At 50.7% G+C, this 22,313-nt stretch carries 23 protein-coding genes, 2 tRNA genes and 1 other RNA gene; 21 read left to right on the top strand and 5 right to left on the bottom strand.

Going from position 1 to position 22,313, the window contains the following annotated elements; genetic code table 11:
* Both HMPREF0860_RS09800 and pcnB read left to right on the top strand, forming a co-directional pair.
* The coding region (locus HMPREF0860_RS09800; protein WP_021495736.1) for a leucine-rich repeat domain-containing protein at window positions 1-931 on the top strand (931 nt) is incomplete at its 5' end.
* Between the two features lie 184 nt (window positions 932-1,115).
* Window positions 1,116-2,222, top strand: a complete 1,107-nt coding sequence (gene pcnB / locus HMPREF0860_RS09805) for a polynucleotide adenylyltransferase PcnB (protein WP_021330208.1) — start codon at window positions 1,116-1,118, stop codon at window positions 2,220-2,222.
* Window positions 2,223-2,441: 219 nt separating this feature from the next.
* Here the strand turns inward: pcnB and HMPREF0860_RS09810 are convergent, their stop codons facing one another.
* Both HMPREF0860_RS09810 and HMPREF0860_RS13365 read right to left on the bottom strand, forming a co-directional pair.
* Window positions 2,442-3,350, bottom strand: a complete 909-nt coding sequence (locus HMPREF0860_RS09810) for a hypothetical protein (protein WP_021330196.1) — start codon at window positions 3,348-3,350, stop codon at window positions 2,442-2,444.
* Window positions 3,351-3,371: 21 nt separating this feature from the next.
* Window positions 3,372-4,493 carry an RluA family pseudouridine synthase gene (locus tag HMPREF0860_RS13365; protein WP_021330218.1) on the bottom strand — a complete coding sequence of 374 codons (1,122 nt, stop codon included), beginning with the start codon at window positions 4,491-4,493 and terminating at the stop codon, window positions 3,372-3,374.
* A 49-nt stretch (window positions 4,494-4,542) separates the two neighbouring features.
* Here HMPREF0860_RS13365 and trpS point away from each other — a divergent pair, with 49 nt between their 5' ends.
* Entirely contained in the window at window positions 4,543-5,637 is a 1,095-nt protein-coding gene (gene trpS / locus HMPREF0860_RS09820) for a tryptophan--tRNA ligase (RefSeq protein ID WP_021330200.1), read from the top strand.
* A 7-nt stretch (window positions 5,638-5,644) separates the two neighbouring features.
* Window positions 5,645-6,406, top strand: a complete 762-nt coding sequence (locus HMPREF0860_RS09825; protein WP_021330203.1) for an exodeoxyribonuclease III — start codon at window positions 5,645-5,647, stop codon at window positions 6,404-6,406.
* Between the two features lie 58 nt (window positions 6,407-6,464).
* Here HMPREF0860_RS09825 and HMPREF0860_RS09830 read toward each other — a convergent pair whose 3' ends face one another.
* Together HMPREF0860_RS09830 and HMPREF0860_RS09835 are read right to left on the bottom strand one after the other, a co-directional pair.
* The gene (locus HMPREF0860_RS09830) at window positions 6,465-6,830 is read right to left on the bottom strand and encodes an FMN-binding protein (RefSeq protein WP_021330214.1); all 366 of its coding nucleotides are present in this window, start codon (window positions 6,828-6,830) and stop codon (window positions 6,465-6,467) included.
* 161 nt (window positions 6,831-6,991) lie between these two features.
* The gene (locus tag HMPREF0860_RS09835) at window positions 6,992-8,407 is read right to left on the bottom strand and encodes a CCA tRNA nucleotidyltransferase (protein ID WP_021330215.1); all 1,416 of its coding nucleotides are present in this window, start codon (window positions 8,405-8,407) and stop codon (window positions 6,992-6,994) included.
* Between the two features lie 2 nt (window positions 8,408-8,409).
* Here HMPREF0860_RS09835 and HMPREF0860_RS09840 point away from each other — a divergent pair, with 2 nt between their 5' ends.
* A complete protein-coding gene (locus tag HMPREF0860_RS09840) occupies window positions 8,410-9,222 on the top strand; it encodes a thiamine pyrophosphokinase (RefSeq protein ID WP_021330206.1) in 813 nt (270 codons plus the stop codon).
* Here HMPREF0860_RS09840 and HMPREF0860_RS13370 read toward each other — a convergent pair.
* Window positions 9,194-9,559: a hypothetical protein gene (locus HMPREF0860_RS13370; RefSeq protein WP_021330207.1), complete on the bottom strand. Its 366-nt coding sequence runs from the start codon at window positions 9,557-9,559 to the stop codon at window positions 9,194-9,196. The genes HMPREF0860_RS09840 and HMPREF0860_RS13370 overlap by 29 nt on opposite strands.
* A 71-nt stretch (window positions 9,560-9,630) precedes the next feature.
* Here HMPREF0860_RS13370 and HMPREF0860_RS13375 point away from each other — a divergent pair, with 71 nt between their 5' ends.
* From HMPREF0860_RS13375 to mreD, 16 genes are all read left to right on the top strand, one after another.
* Entirely contained in the window at window positions 9,631-10,383 is a 753-nt protein-coding gene (locus tag HMPREF0860_RS13375) for a hypothetical protein (RefSeq protein ID WP_021330220.1), read from the top strand.
* Window positions 10,380-10,769 (top strand): chorismate mutase, encoded by a 390-nt coding sequence (locus HMPREF0860_RS09855; RefSeq protein ID WP_021330195.1) that lies wholly within the window; start codon window positions 10,380-10,382, stop codon window positions 10,767-10,769. Before HMPREF0860_RS13375 ends, HMPREF0860_RS09855 begins: the two co-directional genes overlap by 4 nt.
* A gap of 59 nt (window positions 10,770-10,828) precedes the next feature.
* A tRNA-Thr gene (locus HMPREF0860_RS09860) sits at window positions 10,829-10,902 on the top strand.
* A gap of 4 nt (window positions 10,903-10,906) precedes the next feature.
* A tRNA-Tyr gene (locus HMPREF0860_RS09865) sits at window positions 10,907-10,988 on the top strand.
* A gap of 49 nt (window positions 10,989-11,037) precedes the next feature.
* Complete coding sequence (locus tag HMPREF0860_RS09870) at window positions 11,038-11,493, top strand: YkgJ family cysteine cluster protein (RefSeq protein WP_021330198.1); 456 nt, start codon at window positions 11,038-11,040, stop codon at window positions 11,491-11,493.
* Window positions 11,490-12,428 (top strand): MBL fold metallo-hydrolase, encoded by a 939-nt coding sequence (locus HMPREF0860_RS09875; RefSeq protein WP_021330204.1) that lies wholly within the window; start codon window positions 11,490-11,492, stop codon window positions 12,426-12,428. Before HMPREF0860_RS09870 ends, HMPREF0860_RS09875 begins: the two co-directional genes overlap by 4 nt.
* Window positions 12,425-12,622, top strand: coding sequence for a hypothetical protein (locus tag HMPREF0860_RS09880; RefSeq protein ID WP_021330216.1), 198 nt, complete (start codon window positions 12,425-12,427; stop codon window positions 12,620-12,622). The genes HMPREF0860_RS09875 and HMPREF0860_RS09880 overlap by 4 nt, the downstream gene beginning before the upstream one ends.
* On the top strand, window positions 12,619-13,731 hold the full coding sequence (gene mltG, locus HMPREF0860_RS09885) for an endolytic transglycosylase MltG (protein WP_021330201.1): 1,113 nt from the start codon (window positions 12,619-12,621) through the stop codon (window positions 13,729-13,731). Before HMPREF0860_RS09880 ends, mltG begins: the two co-directional genes overlap by 4 nt.
* Window positions 13,731-15,512 carry a DNA primase gene (dnaG, locus tag HMPREF0860_RS09890; RefSeq protein ID WP_021330213.1) on the top strand — a complete coding sequence of 594 codons (1,782 nt, stop codon included), beginning with the start codon at window positions 13,731-13,733 and terminating at the stop codon, window positions 15,510-15,512. The genes mltG and dnaG overlap by 1 nt, the downstream gene beginning before the upstream one ends.
* Window positions 15,513-15,534: 22 nt before the next feature.
* Complete coding sequence (gene rpoD, locus HMPREF0860_RS09895) at window positions 15,535-17,385, top strand: RNA polymerase sigma factor RpoD (protein ID WP_021330219.1); 1,851 nt, start codon at window positions 15,535-15,537, stop codon at window positions 17,383-17,385.
* A 114-nt stretch (window positions 17,386-17,499) separates the two neighbouring features.
* Window positions 17,500-18,411, top strand: a complete 912-nt coding sequence (locus HMPREF0860_RS09900) for a zinc ribbon domain-containing protein (protein ID WP_310823817.1) — start codon at window positions 17,500-17,502, stop codon at window positions 18,409-18,411.
* A gap of 66 nt (window positions 18,412-18,477) precedes the next feature.
* Window positions 18,478-18,868, top strand: an RNA gene (gene rnpB / locus HMPREF0860_RS13385) — RNase P RNA component class A.
* A 57-nt stretch (window positions 18,869-18,925) separates the two neighbouring features.
* Window positions 18,926-19,870 (top strand): tetratricopeptide repeat protein, encoded by a 945-nt coding sequence (locus HMPREF0860_RS09905; protein WP_038080920.1) that lies wholly within the window; start codon window positions 18,926-18,928, stop codon window positions 19,868-19,870.
* A 23-nt stretch (window positions 19,871-19,893) separates the two neighbouring features.
* Window positions 19,894-20,931, top strand: coding sequence for a rod shape-determining protein (locus tag HMPREF0860_RS09910; RefSeq protein WP_021330221.1), 1,038 nt, complete (start codon window positions 19,894-19,896; stop codon window positions 20,929-20,931).
* 9 nt (window positions 20,932-20,940) lie between these two features.
* Window positions 20,941-21,804 (top strand): rod shape-determining protein MreC, encoded by an 864-nt coding sequence (gene mreC / locus HMPREF0860_RS09915; protein WP_021330197.1) that lies wholly within the window; start codon window positions 20,941-20,943, stop codon window positions 21,802-21,804.
* Window positions 21,801-22,307: a rod shape-determining protein MreD gene (gene mreD / locus HMPREF0860_RS09920; RefSeq protein WP_021330212.1), complete on the top strand. Its 507-nt coding sequence runs from the start codon at window positions 21,801-21,803 to the stop codon at window positions 22,305-22,307. Before mreC ends, mreD begins: the two co-directional genes overlap by 4 nt.
* The last annotated feature ends 6 nt before the right edge of the window (window positions 22,308-22,313 follow it).

A 22,313-nucleotide genomic window follows, 5' to 3' on the forward strand; every position in this document is an offset into this window, starting at 1 on the left:
GTGGACGGTAAACGGCACGGCCGTTCCGGGCAATATCACAAACACCTACGAGCACACCGTAACAGAGGCGGCGACAATACAGGTATCCTTTATATCTTCCGTAGAGATTCCCAATGAGTTTACGCTCTCAAACGGCGCAGAGTACGAGGTAGTCGACAAGACGCAAAAGCATGTAATAATGACAAAGCGTGAAAACGGTTCTGTCGGCAGCGTTTATACCGTTGCCGTAACGGTCGAATACTCGGGCATTACCTACACCCTCACCGGTTTCAGCGGAAGATGTATCGGTGACTTCGGTTATTTAACCTCGTTGACGGCTTTTGCTTTAAGCGGCGAAACTGCATTTTTAAGCGTAGACGGCGGCGTTTTGTTCAATAAGGATAAAACAAAGCTGATCCGCTATCCGACCGGTAAAACCGGCACATCTTATACGGTGCCTTCTTCCGTCAGGGTGCTGGGAGATCACTCTTTTTACTACAGTGAAAAGCTTACTTCCATTGTTTTGCAACCAGGTCTTACAACGGTGGAAGACCATGCTTTGCATTATTGCCAGAATTTACAAACGGTCAGCATTCCCTCGACGCTTACTTCCATAGGGAGTAACTTCCTTGCCTTCAGCAAGGTGGAACATGTCAAGATTCCCGAAGGCGTTACCAAAGTGGGATTCCAGTTTCTTGATAGTTGTTCAGAACTTAAGACGGTTGAACTGCCTGCAAGCCTTACTACGACGGACGGTCTTTTCTGCGGAAGATGTCCGAAATTACAAAGCGTTACCTGTAAGGCGGCAACACCTCCCCCACTGGAAAGCGATGCTTTTGAGAATGTAGTCTTGTCCGGCGTAACATTAAAAGTGCCTGCCATCTCGGTCAGCGCGTACGAAAATGCTCCGATCTGGAAGGACTTTAAAAAGCCGTTTTTGACGCTGCCGTGATTTAATGGGTAATTCGGTTTATTCCCGGCTTCCGTGTCGGGGATAAACCTCGAGTTTTTGCAAATCCTCACGGTTTTGCAAAAACATCGCAAAACTCGTCTTGAGCGATTTTTTCAAAATTTCCGTATCAAAGCGGACACGATGTATTGACGCGGACGGACTCATTCCTTATTATTAATTTATTGTGCTTATTCGCTATGGAACGGACGAACGGGGCAAACCCGTCAAAAAGGCTCTCATCTATACAAAACTTGAACACGGTATTTCAAAAGATAAAATCGACGTCGATGCGCTCAAGATAATCGAGCGGCTGCGCGGCGCGGGTTTCAGCGCGTACATCGTCGGAGGGGCGGTGCGCGATCTGATCGTCGGAAACGTTCCGAAAGATTTTGACATCGTTACCGATGCGACGCCGAATCGCATCAAAAGAATTTTCAGAAATGCGCGCATTATCGGGCGCCGTTTCCGGCTCGTACACGTCGTATTCGGATCGAAGATTTTTGAAGTGAGCACTTTTCGTTCGACTGTCGACGGTTCCGTCGGAAACGAATTCGGTTCTATGGACGAAGACGTAAAGCGGCGCGATTTTACGCTCAACGCGCTGTACTACGATCCCGTAAAAGAACAGGTTGTCGATTATGTCGGCGGCATGCGCGACATCAAAAAACACGTCCTTCGCCCGGTCATCGCGCTTGACCGCATCTTCGTCGAAGATCCGGTGCGTATGCTGCGCGCGGTAAAGTATTCGGCGATGACGGGAGCACGCATGCCTTTTTCGCTGCGATACAAAATCCGAAAGAGCGCAAACCTTCTCGAAACGGTGTCGGCGTCCCGCCTGACCGAAGAACTGCTGAAAATCATCAACAGCGGCCGCGCTTACGATATCGTGCGTGAAGCGCTCGAAACCGACTTATATATGTACTTGCAGCCCGCGGCGACTTCTCTCATATACGAAAGCAAAGATTTTGAAAGCTCGTATATGAAACATTTGCAAGCGCTCGACGAATTGAGCGCATCGGACGGCGATGTGCGGCTCGGAAGGAAGCTCGTTTTTATCGTGCAGGATTTTATCGAAACACTTACCGATTGGAAAAAAGAAGTCGCCCTTCGCACGCCTTCCGGAGAGCTTTACATACGGACGTGGAGCGAATGCAGAAAGTACGTGCTTCCGATGAATCCTCAGCGAACGGAGCTCGAATTCGCCGTACGCTCGGTACTGCAGACGCTCGGCGTTGCAGTCCGCTCTTCAAAAAAGCGGCGAAAACCGATCGAATACACAGACGATCAATAAGATCCCGTTTTTTGATTAATTAATAAAACTGAAAATGAAAATACCGCTTACGCCCGCGTGGAGCGGCGCCGAAGGCGGCCACTGGAGCGAGAAGAGCGAGCGAAGCGGCCGAGCGTGAGCGAGCCGCGGAAGGCGGGATGGCAAAAAAATGCGTCCGAAAATGTCAAAGGTAAAATCGAAAAATTATTAATTTTTTTATAAAACAAATTTCCGACAGCCTTACCCGGGAACGCGTTCGGTTACTTTGTCGATGATGATATTCGCTTCTTCGATAAAAGTGCCGGTCGTGCTTTCGACGGCGTCGATGATCGATTTTTGCAGTCCGTCGACGCGCTTTGTGAGCGGAGTACCCGATGCGGACTGCGCGTCCGAAGGGATGTCGATCGTGATCGTGAGCTTATAGCCGCGGCTGTCGGCCGCAATCGAAATCTTTTTGACGACAATCGCGCCGTCAAGGCCTGCGATACACGAAACGGCCAGCTTTGCGATCGCGGCTTCGGAAACGTGCAGGCGGTTTTGTTTTGAAAATTCCGGCTGTACGATCGATTTTTCGACGACTTTATTATCCTTGCGAAGGAGCGAGAGGGGATTGAGGCGGTGAAAGCGGAAACGGATGCCGCCTGAAAATATTTTCGGGTCGAGTTTCCGCACTTCCGCCGCTGCCACGGGGATAACGTGTTTGCCTTCGATTTGGCGTGACTTTACGGCGAGCGCGATTTCGTCTTCGGTCGAAATGTCTTCGATGCGGATTATCTTCGACGGCGGGGGCAGCTGCAATCGGGATGCGATGCGCATAACCATTTTTTCGGACGTGCCGAGTATGAGGATGCGCCTGATGTGGTAGCGTTTGATTTTTCGCGCGATTTCGTCGCGGTGTTCTTTGTCGTCGAAAAGCGCAACGCGTACGGCGCCCAAAAACGACTGTTCGCTTTTTGCCGAATGCCCCGCAAGAATTTTATCGGCTTGAATGAGCAGTCCGTCGTCGATGATGGCGCGAAGCCCGAAACGCGCGGCGATGAGCTTTGCCTTATAGCTTTTGCCGGTGCCGCTTCCGCCGACGAGCGCATATACGGTATCCGGTTTAAACGGCTGAATCAATTCGCTTACGACATTACGAAATATCCGCACTGCTTTGTCTTACATCCTTATCTACAGTATAAATGACTTCCGCCAATTCGGCAATATTTTATCGTTGAACGATTCGAAAGCGTGCGGCAGCTTTGATGTGATGACGGGCGGAAGACCGACGGGATTTTCGCCGATGCGCACTTCGTACGCGTGAAGAAAAAAAGCTTGGGCTTCGTCGATGCGGCTTCCTCCGTACGCCGTATCGCCCAAAAGCGGAAAACCGTGAAACGCGGACTGGGCGCGGATTTGATGCATACGCCCCGTTTCGATTTCGTATTCGGCGAGCGTTACGCTTCGTCCCTTGTACGATGCGCGGCAAAGGGGCTTCGCTTTTGTGATCGCGCGTTTTGCGCCGTGCATTGCGGCGAGCGAGCCCGATGCCGCGCCGTTTGCTGCGCACACGGTTTTGTCCGCTTGACCGCTTGCACGGTTTTGCACGTCGCCCGTGCCGCTTGTGAGGTTTTGTACGTCGCCCGCACCGGCCGTACTGCCGGACACGACACGCACGGTATAAAAGAGCGCTTTCGGCTCATCGTTTTTTTTAATAAAATCTTCCCACACGCATTCGCTTTCCATGTCGCCTTCGACGAGCGCGATGTATTTTTTTCGTATGCGATGCGCTTTCAGCTCTCTCGAAAACCACGCAGCTCCTTTAAGGCTCCACGAAAAAAAGAGGATGCCCGTCGTATTTTTATCGAGGCGGTGGAGGGGGCCTGCGACAAAAGAGAGCGAGCGTTTTTTTTTCGGCACGGATGCATCGTAATAGACGGCGATTTTTTCGGCAATCGAATTTTTTCCTTGAACCGCTACACCGTACGGTTTGTCGATGACGAGAAAATGTTCGTTTGCAAAGACGACGGTGTAGGGCAGGGTGGCTGCTTTGTTCTCTCGCCGATTTTCGATCGGGTTATTTTCGCTGCCGGAGGAGTTTTCGTTTTGCAGTAAAAACGATGCGATCGATATGACATCTCCGCTTTCGATGCGCGCATCGGGTTTTACGCGTTGAGCGTTGACGAGGATGAGCCCTTTGCGGAGAGCGCCATATACGGAAGAAAGATTCGCATCGTACAAAAAGCGGCGGAGCACTCTGTCGACCCGTCTTCCGCCGTCGTCGCTTCCCGCAGCAAAATCCGTAAAATCCATAACCGACGACAGTATAGCTTACATCCGCGCGATGTGCTATATTCGAGTAATGAACGAACGCGATGAAATACAGTATGCCGACGAGAGCGGCACCTACGAAGCTTCTCTCGCCAAAAGCCGGGAAATCGAAAAAGATATTCAACTCAATCCGAAAAAATACCGCGTACTCACGGGCGACCGTCCGACGGGAAGGCTGCACATCGGGCACTATTTCGGCTCGCTTCAAAACCGCGTGCGCCTGCAAAATCTCGGCGTTCCGACTATGGTGCTGATCGCCGATTACCAAGTGCTCACCGATCACGACGCTTTCCGCGAAATCAGCCAAAATACGAAACAGCTCGTCATCGATTATCTTGCGGCTGGGATCAAACCGGGAAAAGACGTCGTCATCTATCCGCACAGCTGCGTACCCGAATGCAATCAGCTCATGCTGCCCTTTTTAACGCTCGTGTCGAACGCGGAGCTTATGCGGAATCCGACCGTCAAAGAGGAAATACAGTCCGCCGGTATAAAAAACGTAAACGCCGGCATGTACACGTATCCCGTCCATCAGGCATGCGATATACTCTTTTGTAAAGCGAACGTCGTTCCCGTCGGAAAGGATCAGCTTCCGCACCTCGAAATGACGCGCACGATCGCGCGGCGCTTCAACGACCGCTTTGCAAAAGACGCTCCCGTGTTTCCCGAACCCTATGCGCTCCTTTCGAAAACGCCGAATATCAAAGGGCTTGACGGCAGCCAAAAGATGAGCAAAAGCCGGGGCAATGCGATCATGCTGTGCGCGAGCGAAGACGAAACGGCGGCTTTGATACAAAAAGCGAAAACCGACGGCGAGCGGCGGATCACCTACGATCCGGTAAATCGTCCCGAAGTGGCGAACCTTTTGCAGCTCATTTCGCTGTGCACGGACGAAGCTCCCGAATCGATTGCCGAACGCATCGGAGACGGCGGCGGAAAAATGCTTAAAAGCCTGCTCGCCGAAAGCCTAAACGAAAAACTCCGCCCGCTCCGCACCGAGCGGAAAAAACTCGAAAAGGACGAAGCGTATATCAAAAGCGTCCTCACCGACGGCATACGAGCCGCTCGCGCCGTCGCGGAAAAAACGCTCGACGAAGTGCGGACAGTCATGAACATGGCGATATAGGGAAAGTATGAACATCATTTCGTGGAACGTAAACGGTATCCGCGCCGTTGAAAAAAAAGGATTTGTCGACTGGCTCGCCTCCTGCAAAGCCGATATCGTGTGTATTCAGGAAACGAAAGCAAAACCCGAACAGCTTTCGCCCGCTCTTTTGCAGCCCGCAGGCTATACGTCCTTTTTTGCATCGGCACAAAGGGCGGGCTACAGCGGCACGGCGCTCTATACGAAAAAAGCGCCCGACAAAGTCGAATACCTCGGAGATGCCGCCTACGACGCGGAAGGAAGGGTCGTGAGCGCATATTTCGGAAAACTCGTCGTCATAAGCGCGTATTTCCCGAACAGCCAAGACGGCGGCAAACGGCTCGAATACAAGCTCGGCTTTTGCGCTTCGATTTTAAACTATCTCGATACGCTCGTCAAAAAAGGTTTCGACGTCGTGCTGTGCGGCGACTACAATATTGCGCATAAACCGATCGATTTGGCAAACCCTAAAGCGAACGAAGGCAATGCGGGCTATCTTCCCGAAGAGCGGGCGTGGATGGACGAATTTACATCAAGCGGCTATACGGATACGTTCCGAATGTTTTGCACGGAACCCAAACGGTATACGTGGTGGAGTTACCGTTTTCACGCGAGGGAAAAAAATATCGGATGGAGAATCGATTATCAGTGCGTAAACGAAAGCTTTGCACCGCACGTAATATCGAGCGAGATTTTGAGCGACGTCGCCGGCTCCGATCACTGTCCGATACGGCTTATAGCGGATGCGTAACGACGTAGCCGCACATTCGATGCTTTGAATATGCGGCTACGTTTTTTCGGAAACCGTTTTATTTTTTCAAAGCAGCCGCATCGCCGCCTGCAGCTTTGACCGCTTTTTCGACGGCTTCAAGGATCGCACGGGACGTATTCGTCGCTCCCGAAACGGCGTCGACTGCGAGCGTTTGTTTTTTTACGATCGCATCGGGAATCTTTGCGAACGCGGGATCGGAAAGACCCGGCGTTTCTTTGTGCGAAACGACTTTAATGCTTTTGATCGCATTCTTTGAAAAGGTTACGTCGAGCGTTACATCTCCGTTATTGCCCTTCGCCGACTCTCTGTAGGTTCCCGCTTTGTACGAGACGTCTTTACCGCTTGCATACAGCGAAAACATTCCGATTACGGCAGCCGCCGCAATCACACACAGCTTTTTCATAAAATTATGCCTCCTGTTCTCTTATACAGTCTTTTCGAATATAAACGATATTTGAAAAAATCTCCAGACACCCATTGCCTCACATATCCCTGTTTTCATTCGGGTTTTCGTGCTTTGAGATTTCATCCGTACGGGCAATCGGCTTTTTTGTCGCAGCGATTTCATTTTACATCCTTTCCGTCTTTTCGGTATATATTCCGTGCGATCGTCAAAAGCTTCTCTTTTGTGTTTTCTTTCGGATCGTCGAGTACGGTGTCGAAGAGTTCTTTGAGCACGCGCCCCATCTCTTTTCCTCGAGGTATTCCGGCGTCTGCAAGATCGTCTCCGCTTACCGCCAAATCCTTGAGCGAAAGCGCCGAATTTTCTTTTTGCACGGCTTCGATCCGCTTTTTCAATTCGACAAGATTTTTTCCGACAGCGCTGTCGTGCATTCGCACGGGTTTCCGCTTCATGCCGTAGATATCGGCAAGGCGCAAATCGAAGAGGTCGTCGATAGACTCCGTTCCTGTGCGCACGATAAAGCGGCGGACGGCGGCATCGCTCCATGCGCTTTCGTAATGGAACATGTGTTCGGTTATGAGATGCGAAACCGAAGCGACGGTTTTTGCCGGAAAGCGAAGACGCGTGAGGATTTTTTTCGTCATTTCGGCGCCTGTCCGCTCGTGGCTGTAAAACGTTATCGTTTCGATGCCGTTTTCAGTGAGTACGCGCTTTGTTTTCGGCTTTCCGATATCGTGGAAGAGGGCTGCAAGGCGGACGGTAAGATTGTCTTTCGGCGCTCCGTCGCAGGCGTAAAAGAGGTGGTCGAGCACGTCGAAGTCGTGAAAGCCGCGAGAGTCGGACTGGAGGCAGTCCCGTCCTTCGAGGAGTTCGGGGATAAAAAAAGCGAGTATGCCCGTTTCTTCGAGCATTTTCAGCGCGACCGAGGGGTCGTCGGAAGCCAGCATTTTGATGAATTCGTCACGAAAGCGCTCGATCGAAATTTTTTGGACGACGGCGAGCGTTTTCTCCTCGAAAATATCCGAATATGTATACTTTTCTATACGAAATTTCAATTGAGCGGCAAATCTGATCGCGCGGACGGGGCGGAGTCCGTCTTCGCCGAAGCGTTCGTGCGGGTTTCCGACCGCACGGATGAGTTTTTCTTTGATATCGTCTCTGCCGGAAAACGGATCGACGAGTTTTCCGTCGGCGAGATCGACGGCAACCGCGTTCATCGTAAAGTCCCGCCGCGAAAGATCGTCTTCGATCGACGCCGCATAGGCAACGCTGTCGGGATGCCGTCCGTCCGAATAGCCCGATTCGGTGCGGAAAGTCGTCGTTTCGATGTGGTACCCCATGAGGTGCACGGTTACCGTTCCGTGCGCGATCCCCGTCGGAATGACGCGGTGAAAGAGACGCATGACGTCTTCGGGCTTTGCGTCGGTTGCGACATCGTAATCGTGCGGGGGAATGCCCATGAGCATATCGCGTACGGCTCCTCCGACGAGGTAGGAGCGGAAACCGCCGCGGGAAAAAATGTCGTGCATTTTTTTGAGGACGGGGGGAATTTTTATATTTTTTGCGCTACTATACATGTATGAGCGATTATAAGTTTTCCGAGCGGAAAAAGTCTATACGCTGCACGATCTTTACCGGAGGCGATGCCCCGGAGCCGAAAGCGGTCGAATCGTACTTTATTTCCCATGCGCCCGACATCGTCATCGCTGCGGATTCGGGACTCGATACGCTCAAGCGTTATGCGGATGCGTTCAAAAGCGGCGAAGCGGCGCACATCGATTTGACGCCCGATTTTATCGTCGGGGACTTCGACAGCATTTCAGATGTAAAGCTCATCGATGTGTACGGGCGGAGCGATGATGAAAGTCCGCAGTTCGGAGAAAAACGGGGAGCGACGCGCATTGAACGTTTTCCCTGCGACAAAGATTTTACCGATACGGAACTCGCTTTGGATGCGGCGTTCCGTGAAGCTTCTTTACAAAATGCAATTCCGTTTATCACGCTCATCGGCGGCGGGGGCGGCAGGCTCGACCACCTTTTGGCGATATGCGATTCGTTTTGTTCTCCGCAGCATGCCGACCTATGGCTCCTTCCGAACGAAGCCGTCCGGCTGCTCAAAAGCGGAACTGCTTGCGACATCTCCGATTTAAAACGGGATGACATCGTTTCCGTCGCCCGCACGGCTTCTTCCCGTACCGAAGGAAAGCTCGTATCGCACGGTCTTTTTTGGGAAAACTTTCGAAGAGAGGGTATGCCGAGCATCAGCAACCGTATTTCGGAAAATTATTTTACGGATCGAAAGCCCGTGACGCTTACCGCATGCGAAGCGGATTTTTTACTCATTCTGCCCTTGTCCGCATCGGTTACATTCCGTCCGCAAGAAAATCGATAAGGCGGGATGCGAACATGCACACAAAACCGAAAGCCGCCGTAAAAAGCATAAGTGCCGCGGATACGATGTAGAGCGCGCGGCGAGCGATATCTTTTTTGAGCGCGTATACGAGCGAAACCGCAAAGCCCCAAACGGAAAAAACGAAGAGCATGATAGCCGCGAGAGAAGCCGCGGTTAAAATAAGATATTGATTTTCGTCGAGAAAATTTTGGTAATTTCCGATCGCGTAAAAGACGAGGAGTGAAAATAAAAAGAGGGCGAAAAATAAAACCGTACGCATGACGAGCCGATATAAAACGGGTTTCGAATCGTCCTTTTCAATTTCTTTGCCTCTCATCGCCCACCTTGCAGTTATCGTAAAAAAGATTATAATTTTGAGTATACAGTAAAAACATACATAGAGGAAGTATGAAAAAGGTTATCGCAATATTTTTTATTTTACTTGTTTCAGCGGGCGTCGTGTTTTATTTCGGATGGACGCAATTCAAAATCGGAGCGGGCGAATGCGGCGTGCTCATATCGAAAACGAGCGGCGTCAACAGCGAACCTATTTTGCAGGGCAAATTTTCATGGCATTGGGAAAGCCTGCTTCCGACGAACGCGGTACTCCGCGTATTCAGCTTAAAGCCGCACACGGTAACGAAAACCGTATCGGGTTCTCTCCCGTCGGCTGATGTGTACAGCACCGCTTTTCAATCGGCTCCCGATTTTTCATATCGATTCGATTTTATCTGTACAGCGCGCGTTACGCCTGAAAACATCATCGCTCTCGTAAGCGGCGGCATCGTCACCGACGCCGAAAGCCTCGACGCATATCTCGATTCTTCGTGCACCGCCCTTGCGGGAAAAGCCGCGTCGTATATTTTAATGAAATCGTCCGACAGCACCGACTTCCAGCCGGAAACCGTTACATCGGAAGAGCTCCTCGAAGGCCTTCGCGCATCGATCGATTATCCGAACATCGTCTTCGACAACTTTGCCGTTCTTTCGTCGAAGCTGCCCGACCGCACATTGTACAACAGCGCGCGCGATGCGTATATCGAAGCGCAGCACATACGGCAAGTACGTACGGAAGCGCGGAATAGGGACGTATCCGAACTTTTAAAAACCTATCCCGAATTGCAGGGAAGTTTTTCGGGAAGCGCAGCGAGCGGCCGATGACAAAACGTCTCTACGGTTTACGCGGAGCGACGGGCGCGGAAAATACGGCCGAATCGATTACGAAAGGGGTGTGCGATATGTGCACTTCTCTTTTTAAACTTAACAATATCGCTTCGAAAGACGTCGTATCGATACAGTTTACGATGACCGAAGATCTGGACGCAAAAAATCCCGCTTCCGCGCTCAGATGCGGACAAAACGAAATCGACGTTTCCGCCTGCGCACTTTTTTGCAGTCAAGAAGCTTCTGTCCGCGGCATGGCGAAAGGTATGATCCGCGTGCTCGTTACCGCATACATGGACGAGGGCGCATCCGTGCGCCACGTATACATAAACGGAGCGGAAACGCTGCGCCCTGATTTGAAATTGTATACGGCAGCCGTATGATTTTTTAAAAACTACTTGACGAGATTTATATTATTATATAGTATGTGCCGACCTGCAGCGCCGATTTAGCTCAGCTGGTAGCAGCGCGTGATTTGTAATCTCGAGGTCCAGGGTTCGAATCCCTGAGTCGGCTTTTTGGGGAGTTTCCAGAGTGGTCAAATGGGACAGACTGTAAATCTGCTGGCTATGCCTTCGTAGGTTCGAATCCTTCACTCCCCATTGCGAAAAGCCCGTTGCCTGTAACGGGCTTTTTCTTTATACTGATACTATGCCGGCTTTTTTTGACGACGGTCTTTATTTTGAGTGCAACCGATGTTCCCGCTGTTGCAGAATCGAACCGGGATTTGTCTTTTTGTCGCAAAGCGATTTGACGGATCTGTGCCGATGGTTTAATTTGAGCGAAGATCAGTTTATTAAAACCTATTGCCGCCTTGTTCCCCGGTATGACGACGAATACCTTTTGTGCTTGAAAGATACGGAAGATTACGACTGCATTTTGTGGAAAGACGGCTGCACCGCTTACGGTTCTCGTCCCGTGCAGTGCAGGACATATCCGTTTTGGACGGGATTTTTGACGGACAAAGAATCGTGGCAAAAAGAAGGAGACGCCTGTCCCGGCATAAACCGCGGAAAGCTTTGGACAAAGGATGAAATAAACGCAGCGCGTACGGCGTATGAAAACAACGAGCCGCTGCGTTTTAAGCGCGGAGGGGAGTGCAGATGAAAGTATATTTCTGGGGAGTGCGGGGTTCCATTCCGACTCCGCTTACGCCTCAGCAGATTCAAACGAAAATCACCGCAGTCGTCCAGCGTATTACGCAAAAAGACATCGCGTCGGAAGATGCGCGCGAACGGTTTATCGCATCTCTGCCCGAGTGGCTGTACGGCACAACCGGCGGCAATACGCCCTGCGTTGAAGTAAAAACTGCAAACGGAACGGAGATCGTGCTCGACGCGGGTTCGGGCATACGCGTGCTCGGAAAGACCGGCGTAAAGCCCGCCGACAATCACTACAATCTGCTTTTATCGCATTTTCATTGGGATCACTTGCAGGGCTTTCCGTTTTTCGACGCGATCTACGACACTTCGGTCAAAATCGATATCTATTCGGCTTTCCCCGCAGCCGATCGTATTCTCGCTTTTCAGATGTCGCGGCCGTATTTTCCGGCGCCCTTTGACGTGTGTGCAAAGCGGATCACCTTTCACACGGTCAAATCGGGCGAACCGTTCAGCGTCGGAGGAGTTCCCGTATGTTGCTGCAAAATGTCACATCCGGGAAATTCGTATTCCTATGCCATAAGCGAAAACGGAAAGAAATTCGTGTACGCGACGGACGTCGAGCTTTCGCAAAAGGATTTCGAAAAAACGAGTGCACGCATAAAAGTGTTTCAGGACGCCGATGTCATTGTGCTCGATTCGCAGTACACCGTCGCCGAAGCCTATCAAAAAGAAAACTGGGGTCACTCGGCGTTTTGCTATGCGATCGATTTTGCGGTTCACTGGAATATCAAATCGGTGTACCTCTTTCATCACGAACCGACGTACGACGATAAAAAGCTTCATTCAATTTTGCACGCGGCGCGGTGGTACGCACAATACATCGAACACGCGAATATGCAAGTTTACCTCGCGACGGAGGGCGCGGAGATAAGTCTATGACGGACGATGTAACAAAGCTCACTTCTCTTTCGTTTTCATACGATTTTTCACCGAACGAAACGGCGCTCATCGCGCATTTTTTCCGCGACCACGAAGAAAGCATTCCTTCAGGTCTTGAAAGATTCGTACACGCCGTCGAAAAAGCGGTGTATAATTCCATTTCGATCGGAGATGCGGAGCGATTTTATTCATGAGAACAAAAAAATCGGGCGGAGTGCGCGATAAGCGCGGCATAAGGTTATTCGACACAAAAGGCAGACGCAATTTTTTTGCCGCGCTTTGTGCATTCGTATTCGTTTTTTTTGCCGCGTCTCTTTTTTTTATATACGAAACGCGGCCGGCATCGAGCGCGGAGAAGGCGATAACCGAACGCATCGAAGTTCCGGAAGGAATGACCGTAAAAAAATTCGCCCGCACGCTCAAAGAAAAAAAACTCATCAAAAACAAAAATGCGTTTTACCTTGCCGCACGCTATTCCTTTTTCCGTTTTCTTGCCGGCGGCGCAAAGCTCAAGCTCGAAAGCGGCGTATACCGTATTTCAAGCGGTATGAGCGTCGCCGACATATTCGCTCTCGCATCGTCGGGAAAAAAAGAATACGTGCACATAGCTTTTCCCGAAGGATTGACGATTTCGAAAATCGCCGAACGCCTCGAAAAAGCGGGCATCTGTTCGGCATCGGATTTTAAAGCTTCGGCGAAAGACGGTGAACTTATTAAAAAATACGATATCCGCTCTTCGACGCTTGAAGGATATCTTTTTCCCGATACCTATTTTTTTACACCCGGCATGGCATCTTCGTCGGTCATCGATATGATGGTAAAAAATTTTTTCGAACATATACGCGCAAATCCTACTCTCGCATCCCTTCCTCCGGACGAACTCCAGACAACGCTCGTCCTCGCGTCCATCGTCGAGAGGGAATACCGCGTTGCGGATGAAGCGCCGCTTATCGCGAGCGTGTTTAAAAACCGCATCGCAAAAAATATCGGCTTGTATTCGTGCGCGACGATCGAATACATCATCACCGAAATACAGAACAAAGCGCACCCCGACGTCATCACCTACGACGATTTGAAAATCGACAGTCCCTACAACACGTATAAGTGGGCGGCGCTTCCGCCGACTCCGATTTCGAATCCCGGCATGATCGCGCTCGAAGCGGCAGCCGACGCTCCGAAAACGAATTATTATTATTTTCGCCTCATAGACGAAAAAACGGGACGCCACGCATTTTCGGATTCATTCGGCGAACACATCAAAGAAGGCGTTCGCTATACGACAAAAAAGGCGGCGGAAAACTGATGGCATCTTTCATATCTCAGGATACGATCGAAGCTGTCCACAATATGTCCGATATCGTTTCGATTGTCGGCGAATACACGAAATTGACGAAGCGGGGAGGGAACGACTGGTGGGGCTGCTGTCCGTTTCACAACGAAAAAACCGCCTCATTCCACGTCGACGGCGATAAAAAATTTTACTATTGCTTCGGCTGCCATGCAAGCGGAGATGTTATCAAATTCGTTACGGAGACGGAAAAGATTTCCTACGCCGACGCCGTGCGCTCACTTGCAAAGCGGGCGGGAATCGAAGTGACGTATTCGGGGGGCGACATACCCGAACGGCCGAAAGACGACGGATTAAAGGATCTCTATATCGATCTCTACGAGCGCACGGCTTCTCTCTTTCACTACCTGCTCACTGAAACGCCCGGTGGAAAAGATGCGCTTTCGTATATCACCGGCCGCGGTATCACGGCCGAAACGATAGCGGCGTTCAAGCTCGGCTATGCGCCGGCCGACAGAAGCTGGCTTAAAAAATTTTTGCGCGGAAAAAATTTCAGCGACGAATTTCTTTCCCGCTCGGGACTTTTCAGCAAAAATTATCCCGACTCGGCTTTTTTTTCCGATCGTCTCATGTTTCCGATCTTTAATCGGAGGGGACAGTGCTGCGCGTTCGGCGGGCGCCTGCTGCACGGAGACGGGCCGAAGTATTTGAATTCGGGAGATTTGATCCAGTATAAAAAAGGCGAAACGCTCTACGCGTTTAACTTTGCCAAAAATAAAATCCGCGAAGAAAAAAAAGTGATCTTTTGCGAAGGCTATATGGACTGCATCGCTTATCACCAGTGCGGCATTTCATACGCGGTAGCGCCTCTGGGAACGGCGCTCACCGAAGAGCAGCTGCACATCGTCAGAGGGTTTGCGGATACGATACTGCTTTCCTTCGATTCGGACAAAGCGGGCGAGGCGGCGACAATGCGGGCGATCATCATGTGCCGCTCGTTTGACTTTACGGTAAAGATCATTAAACTGTCGGAAGGAAAAGATCCTGCCGAAATTATGACAAGCTACGGGGCCGATGCCTTGACAAATGACGTAAATAATGCTATATTGGATAGTGACTTTCTTTTATCCAAATTGGGCAGCGATTTTGCTGTCGATACCCCCGAAGGCAAAACAAAAGCATCGCTCGAGTTTTTTCGGTACGTCGACGCGCTCCGCTCCGATATCCAAAGGGAGTCGTGCCTTGAGCAGCTGTGCCAGGCATTTAATCTAAAGCCGGAGGCCGTTAAGAGAGATTTTGAAAATCGTGAACAGGCCCGCGACCGCTTAAAAACCCGGCAGCAATCACCGACAGGCAGACAGAATTCGGATATCTCTCTCAACGCCGAATTGCGAACCGTTCTCGCCGTCATTGCCGAACTCGACCTGTATACGGTCATGCGCGCGGAAATCGCCGTCGACGATTTTGAAGACCCTCTCGCAAAAAAATTATTTATTATCTTGGAAGATTGTTTCAGAGAAAATACCGTATCGATAAGCGGCATACTGAACCGATGCGACGATGAAGAGCTCGGACGGATGATTACACGTGTCATATCGTCGGGTGAGTTTTCACAAAACGGAAAGCGCATTGTGAACGACGGTATCAAGCTTATCAAACGGAACGCGCTCGAACGCAAACGGAGCGCGCTCATGAGCAGAATCCGATTATTCAATCCCGCAACGGAAAGCGACCGCACACAGTTCGAATCGCTTCTTGCGGAAAAAATGAAACTCGACAGCGAATTAAAACAGTAGCAAAACAGGTACCGAAAAAAATATGGATCAACAAAAAGATCAAAACAACCGAGAGTTGGATTCCAACGTACAAAAACTTTTCGAATATGCAAAAGAAAAGTCCGTCGTCACGTGGGACGAAGTGACCGATATGCTGGGGCAGGATTTCGTCAATTCTCCGAAAATGGAAAACGTGCTTCAGCTTTTTTCAAGCGAAAATCTGCAGATCGTCGAAAGCGACGATTTGCTCGTCGAAGATGAAGAACCTGAAGAAACGGGCGAAGACGACGATGCGGACGAGAGCAACGACGATGATATCGCCGACGATGTTTCGAGCGAAGCGGCCGACGTCGCAAAAGCCGTCGACATTGTCAAAAGCAGACTCGTCAACAGCGACAAAGAGACGAGCATCGACGATCCGATCCGGCTTTACCTGCGTGAAATCGGCAAAGAAAATTTGCTCACCGCCGAACAGGAAGTCATCCTGTCGAAAAAAATGGAAAACGGCAAAAACATCATCAAAGACGTCATCAAAAATTCCGGCATCATGATTCCCGAATTTTTCGCCGTCGCGCAAAAAGCTTTTACGCGGATCGATATCCACGAACCCGGCCGCCCGCGAAAAGAGATAAACGAAGAGATGGCGGAAAAGCGGCGGCTCAAAAGCTGTTACAGTGAATACATCAAACCGGTGCTGCCCGAAATCAAGCAGTACATGACGATAAAAAAACAGCTTTTCGAAACCGATCAAACCGTCCGCATATTCGATACGTCGCAGCTTATATCGCTTCGTAAAAAAATCCAGCCGCAGCTGCAGCGAATCGACATACAGTCGGAAGAGCTCGATAAATTTACGATGAAGTTTCGCGACGCGATGCAAAAGATCGCAGATTATCATCAAAAGCAGGAAAAAAAGATGAAAGAGCTGCGCGTCGTCAACATAGCCGACCTCCGCAGTCTCGGCCGTCGCATCGCCATCCGTTCGGAATCGCAAAAGCTCGAAAAAGAACTCAACATGACGACCGACGATATCCGCGATATCTACACGCAGATCCAAAAAATCGACAGAAAGCTCTACCGCCTCGAATACGAATTCGAAAACAGCGTCGACGAAATTTTGAGCATGGGCAAAGAGATCGAAAGAGGATCGGCGATGATGGAGCAGGCGAAAAACAAGCTTATCAATGCGAACCTGCGCCTTGTCGTTTCGATCGCAAAAAAATACACGAACCGCGGTTTGCAGTTTTTCGATTTGGTGCAGGAAGGAAATATCGGTCTCATCAAAGCCGTCGAAAAATTCGAATACCGCAAAGGCTTTAAATTTTCGACGTACGCGACGTGGTGGATCAGGCAGGCGATCACGAGATCCATTTCCGACCAAGCGCGCACGATCCGCGTTCCGGTGCACATGATCGAGCAGATCAATAAAGTCGTGCGCGAGTCGCGGCAGCTCATGCAAAAGCTCGGACGCGAGCCGAGCGACGATGAAATCGCACAGCAGCTCGGCTGGCCGGTCACCCGTGTCAAGCAGGTAAAAAACGTCGCGCGCGAACCGATTTCGCTCGAAACGCCGATCGGAGAAGAAGAAGATTCGCTGCTTGGGGATTTCATCGAAGACAAAGAAGTCGAAAACCCCGCGTCTCAAACGGCGGACACGCTGCTGCGCGAGCAGATCCGCTCGGTGCTCGACACGCTGCCGCCACGGGAACAGGAAGTGCTCAAAATGCGATTCGGATTGGACGACGGCTATTCGCTCACGCTCGAAGAAGTCGGTTTGTACTTCAACGTCACGCGAGAGCGTATCCGGCAAATCGAAGCGAAAGCGCTCCGACGCCTCCGCCATCCGCGACGCGCGAACGGTCTTCGCGACTACATCGATCCCGCGCAGCAATAGCATAGACACAACGTTTTTTTTATTATACAATAGGATATTACAGACTTCAAAAATTGTAATTTTTAGAGGTCTTCCTTAGATGCGGTAATCTGGAAGGGTATAATCGACATGGTGATGACAAAGGTTTTCGACAAATTAAAAGATCTACAGGAAATACTCGTACACAAATACGACCTTGAAAGAAAGGTACGCGAAGCGCCGAAACAGCTCACGTCGCAGGAAGAATTGCTCGATCGCATGAAAAAAGAATTTATCGGAAAAAACACCGACTACGAAGAAGCGAAAGCGAAAGTCGCCCGGTTGCAGAGCGAGCTCGACGAAGCGGTCAAATCGCGCGAATCGGGCGAAAAAGGCATGGACAACATCACGACGCACCGTGAATATGAAGCGCTCGACCGGCAGATTTCGGAAGCGTCACTCAAAGAACAGGACATCCGTAAAGATCTGCAAAAAGAGGAAAAAACGCTTGCCGATTTGAACGATAATTTAAAGCAAGTCGAAGCGATGATCAAATCGCAGGAAGCCGACCTCAACGCCGGGCGCGCTTCTCTCGACAAAGAGCTCAATTCATACAAAAGCGAACTCGCAGCCCTGCAGAAAAAAGAAAATAAAATCACGCCCGATCTCGATCAGGAAATATTGTTTAAATTCGAGCGTATCATCCAGCGTAACACGCAGGGCATCGTCGCCGTCAAAAACGGCGTGTGTCAAGGCTGCTGTATGTTCCTTCCGGCGCAGTTTGCAAACGAAGTGCGCAAAAACGAAGATATTTTATTCTGTCCGTACTGCAGCCGCATTCTTTACTACGAAGAGGCGTCCGAGGATCAAAAACAGAGCTTTACGGGCAGCCTTGCAAACCTCGATGACGACGATGACTTTGAAGACGATTTCGAAGACGAAGACGAGGAAAACGAAGAAAAAGAAGCGGCCGGCGATGACGACGAAATCTTCGATGAAGAAGACGATATCGATGATGACGAAAACGAAGAAGACGATATCGATGATGAAGACGATGATCAGTCGTAAGCGATTCGGAATTGAACGCACAAATGCCGGTGCGAAAAAGTGCCGTGCATAAAATTGTTAATAATACGGATGGGATATAACCGCGCGGGCATTCTCTGATGAAAGAGCATATCCGTGAGGCAAAGTCCGGGCTCCGCCGGAAAAAATGCCGGGTAATCACCGGGCGGATGCGGGAACTGCAGAAGTGCAAAGCCCGCCTCCGACAGACAGTGCAGCAGAAAATATACCGCCCGTTGTAAAACGGGTAAGGGTGAAAAGGCGGTGTAAGAGACCGCCGCGCATCCGGCAACGGGTGCGGCAGTGCAAACCTCATTTGGAGCAAAACCAAGCGGCAGCGGGTTTCCGGACCGTAACTGCAGGTAGGTTGCTTGAAGCGCAGGGTAATCTGCGTTCGAGACAGATGGTTATGTCGGCGTATCGTCGATACCAGAACCCGGCTTACCGTCCCATCCGTTTTTTTATTAGGTCGAATGTCGAGTTTCGGCGGTTTCCGAACGTGATTTTGTTAAACAGTATGAACGGCAGCAGTAAAGAAGCGCACATATTCAAACGCAAAAGCAATCTCCTGCGCAATGCACTCATCGCGTTTTCCGCGTGTGCCGCGGCAGCCGCACTCGTGTTTTCATTTTCCCGCTTTGTCTTTCCGCGACTGCGCTCGGGATCCGTGTACGCGCTTTCCAAAAGCTGGAAATCCTACGACTATGAAAGCGTATATGAAATCAGCAAGGGCATTTTAAGCAGAACCCCGTTCAACAACGCCGCTCTCACGTACCACGGGTATGCGGCTTTTTACCTCGGCGTATCGTCTCTCGATAAGATGAACGAGCAGAATTACCTCGACGAAGCGATCAACAGTTTGCGTCTCGCGCTGCTCGACGCGCAAAGTTCGCTTACATCCCAGCTTTTCTACATGCTCGGCAAAGCGTATTTTTATAAAAATACCGTTTCGTCGTATTATTATGCCGACCTCGCGGTAAAATATCTCGAACTTGCAAAAGCGCGCGGCTACAAAGCCGACGACATAGCCGAATATTTGGGATTAAGCTACGCCGCGCTCGGCATGACGATGGAGAGCATCTCTTCGTTTACGGAAGCGCTCCTTGTACGGGAATCCGATATGCTGCTCTTTTCCATCGCGGAGCAGTATTACAAAGCGGGGCAAAATGCGGCGGCGGAGCAGTACCTCTTCCGCGTCATAAAAGAATGCGACGACGAAAATTTGATCTTGCAAAGCCGTATGCTCCTCGGTAGTATTTACATTGCGGAAAACAAATACGAAGAGGCGACGGAAGAATTTTTGAGCGTTTTGGAAAAAGATGAAAATTCCGCCGATGCGCATTACCAGCTCGGCATACTATATGAAAAACAGGGCGATATGGTGAAAGCCAGAGCGGAGTGGCGAAACGCGCTTCGCATACAGGTAAATCACCGCGGCGCTTTGGAAAAAATGGCGGACTAAATCGTTTCGGGAGGCATAACAAAATGGGTCTGTTTGATAATTTTTCGATCGACATCGGCATCGATCTCGGTACCTGCAATACGCTGATCTACGTGCGCGGCAAGGGCATCGTCATAGACGAACCGTCCGTCGTCGCCGTCGAAAAAGGGACAAAGCGCGTCAGAGCCGTGGGTGCCGAAGCGAAAAGCATGCTCGACAAAACGCCGAGCAGCATCATCGCAATCCGTCCGCTTGCAGACGGCGTCATCGCCGATATCGACAGCACCGAAAAAATGATAAAATATTTTATCTCGAAGATCACCCCCCGTCATCAGTTTTTCCGCCCCATGCGCATGAGAATCGGCATACCCTCGTGTATCACCGATGTCGAACGAAGAGCAGTTATCGAAGCCGCTCTCCGTTCCGGCGCAAAACAAGTCGAAACGATTGCGGAGTCGAGAGCCGCTGCGATCGGTGCCAAAATTCCGATCTTCGAGCCGGCCGGTCACATGGTATGCGACATCGGCGGCGGCACGACCGAAGTCAGCGTCATCTCCCTCGGCGATATGGTCATCACGAATGCGATCCGCGTCGGCGGCGACAAATTCGACGAAGCCATTGTCAAGCACGTCAAAAGCGTTCACAATTTGATCATCGGCCGCCAGATGGCCGAACGCCTGAAAATTCAAATCGGAAATGCAACGCCCGATAAGACGATCGAAAAGATGGAACTGCGCGGGACGGACGCGATCACCGGTCTTCCGCGCCGCCTCGAAATCGACAGTGTCGAAGTCAGAGAAGCGCTGAAAGATCCCGTCACAAGAATCGTCGAAGAGATCAAGAGCACACTCGGACACACGCCGCCCGAACTCGCCGCCGACATCGTAGACCGCGGTATCGTCATGACCGGCGGCGGCTCCATGCTCAAAGGGCTTCCGAAGCTCATCTCAAAGGAGACGGGAGTTCCCGTCATCCTCGTCGAGCACCCGCTCGAATGCGTTGCGATCGGAGCGGGGGAGGCCTTCGAACTGTTTAAAGACAGATCGCTCGACCGCGCGATTTACGCAAACCTCAACGACTAGCGGCGCCTCATGCACATTCGCGTAAAATCATCCTTCAGATTCAGATTTCCCGAATTCGTGCTCGCTTTGCTCGTCGTCGTTTCGGGCGTTTTTCTCGCGTTTACGACCGGCAGCTTTGTCGTCAATTTCGGACGCATCGGCTTTTCGATCTTTTCGACTGCGGAAAAAGGCGTTTTTTTCGTAACGGATTCGGCAAAACGGAGTATCACAGCCGTACGGGAACTGTCCGAGCTGAAACAAAATTACGACGAACTCGTCCTCAAACTGCAAAATTACGAACAGATGCAGCGGACAAATGCCGAAATACGCAAAGAAAACGAACAACTTAAAGAGCAGCTCGATTTCGCCAAATCGATCGAACAAAAAAATTACCCTGCGCAGATCATATCGCGCGATGTCGATAAGCTCTATGCATCCCTCACGATAGATAAGGGAAGCGTCAGCGGCATCGGCAAAAACATGCCGGTTATCGCATACCAAAACGGAAACATCGCCCTCGTCGGAAAAGTCGTCGAAGTCGGCCGATTTACGAGTACGATCATGCCGGTGTACAGCATCGACTGTACGGTGTCGGCACGCATTCAAAATACGCGCGATTTGGGACTCGTGTCGGGCTTCGGAGACGATACGAAGCTTTCGCTCAAATACATCAAAAAACGCGTCATGGATACGCTCAATTACGGAGACGTCATCGTGACGTCGGGCGAAAACGGAAACTATATGCGCAATATGCCGATCGGCTCCATCTCCGAAATCCGTGTCGTCGAATACGATTCGTCGCTCGAAATCGACGTTGCTCCTCTCATCGATTTTCCGCGCCTCGAAACGGTTATCGTCGTCGACGTTAAAAGCGAAACGGAGGAAACGCGATGAAGTCATACATCGTATCGGCGATCGTTCTCTTTTGCGCCGTCCTCATCGAAACCGCGGTTCTCTCGAATATCGCTTTGCTTCCTGCCGTTCCCGATCTTTTGCTTTTGTGTTCGCTCTACCTATCGTTTTTAAACGGCAAAACGTCGGGCGAAATAAACGGTTTCGTTTCGGGCGCGTTTTTGGATTTCCTTTCGGCATCTCCGTTCGGCTTCCACTGCCTGTATCGGACGCTCATCGGATACGTTTTCGGCGCGCTCGGCAGCGTTTTCAATTCCGACGGAATCGTCATGCCTTCTCTGTGCGCATTCGGGGCGACTTTATTAAAAGCTTTTTTCGTGTGGCTCATATCGTTGCTTTTTCCGAACGTAAACGCCGTGTACCGCGTGTTATCCCTTCCGTTCCTTTTCGAACTCGCATGTAATACGATCCTTGCACCCCTCGTCTTTAAATTTCTGTCGCTGTTCCGTTCGGTGCTTTCAACAGAGCGAAGGAGCGCGCTGTGACGGACG

Source organism: Treponema socranskii subsp. socranskii VPI DR56BR1116 = ATCC 35536 (genome assembly GCF_000468115.1).
GTDB lineage: Bacteria > Spirochaetota > Spirochaetia > Treponematales > Treponemataceae > Treponema_D > Treponema_D socranskii.

Bases quoted from the DNA above. Each gene is read 5' to 3' on its own strand.
- HMPREF0860_RS13365 (WP_021330218.1), bottom strand. From the start codon at position 4,493: ATGGATTTTACGGATTTTGCTGCGGGAAGCGACGACGGCGGAAGACGG.
- trpS (WP_021330200.1), top strand. From the start codon at position 4,543: ATGAACGAACGCGATGAAATACAGTATGCCGACGAGAGCGGCACCTAC.
- HMPREF0860_RS09825 (WP_021330203.1), top strand. From the start codon at position 5,645: ATGAACATCATTTCGTGGAACGTAAACGGTATCCGCGCCGTTGAAAAA.
- HMPREF0860_RS09830 (WP_021330214.1), bottom strand. From the start codon at position 6,830: ATGAAAAAGCTGTGTGTGATTGCGGCGGCTGCCGTAATCGGAATGTTT.
- HMPREF0860_RS09835 (WP_021330215.1), bottom strand. From the start codon at position 8,407: ATGTATAGTAGCGCAAAAAATATAAAAATTCCCCCCGTCCTCAAAAAA.
- HMPREF0860_RS09840 (WP_021330206.1), top strand. From the start codon at position 8,410: ATGAGCGATTATAAGTTTTCCGAGCGGAAAAAGTCTATACGCTGCACG.
- HMPREF0860_RS13370 (WP_021330207.1), bottom strand. From the start codon at position 9,559: ATGAGAGGCAAAGAAATTGAAAAGGACGATTCGAAACCCGTTTTATAT.
- HMPREF0860_RS13375 (WP_021330220.1), top strand. From the start codon at position 9,631: ATGAAAAAGGTTATCGCAATATTTTTTATTTTACTTGTTTCAGCGGGC.
- HMPREF0860_RS09855 (WP_021330195.1), top strand. From the start codon at position 10,380: ATGACAAAACGTCTCTACGGTTTACGCGGAGCGACGGGCGCGGAAAAT.
- HMPREF0860_RS09870 (WP_021330198.1), top strand. From the start codon at position 11,038: ATGCCGGCTTTTTTTGACGACGGTCTTTATTTTGAGTGCAACCGATGT.
- HMPREF0860_RS09875 (WP_021330204.1), top strand. From the start codon at position 11,490: ATGAAAGTATATTTCTGGGGAGTGCGGGGTTCCATTCCGACTCCGCTT.
- HMPREF0860_RS09880 (WP_021330216.1), top strand. From the start codon at position 12,425: ATGACGGACGATGTAACAAAGCTCACTTCTCTTTCGTTTTCATACGAT.
- mltG (WP_021330201.1), top strand. From the start codon at position 12,619: ATGAGAACAAAAAAATCGGGCGGAGTGCGCGATAAGCGCGGCATAAGG.
- dnaG (WP_021330213.1), top strand. From the start codon at position 13,731: ATGGCATCTTTCATATCTCAGGATACGATCGAAGCTGTCCACAATATG.
- rpoD (WP_021330219.1), top strand. From the start codon at position 15,535: ATGGATCAACAAAAAGATCAAAACAACCGAGAGTTGGATTCCAACGTA.
- HMPREF0860_RS09900 (WP_310823817.1), top strand. From the start codon at position 17,500: ATGACAAAGGTTTTCGACAAATTAAAAGATCTACAGGAAATACTCGTA.
- HMPREF0860_RS09905 (WP_038080920.1), top strand. From the start codon at position 18,926: ATGAACGGCAGCAGTAAAGAAGCGCACATATTCAAACGCAAAAGCAAT.
- HMPREF0860_RS09910 (WP_021330221.1), top strand. From the start codon at position 19,894: ATGGGTCTGTTTGATAATTTTTCGATCGACATCGGCATCGATCTCGGT.
- mreC (WP_021330197.1), top strand. From the start codon at position 20,941: ATGCACATTCGCGTAAAATCATCCTTCAGATTCAGATTTCCCGAATTC.
- mreD (WP_021330212.1), top strand. From the start codon at position 21,801: ATGAAGTCATACATCGTATCGGCGATCGTTCTCTTTTGCGCCGTCCTC.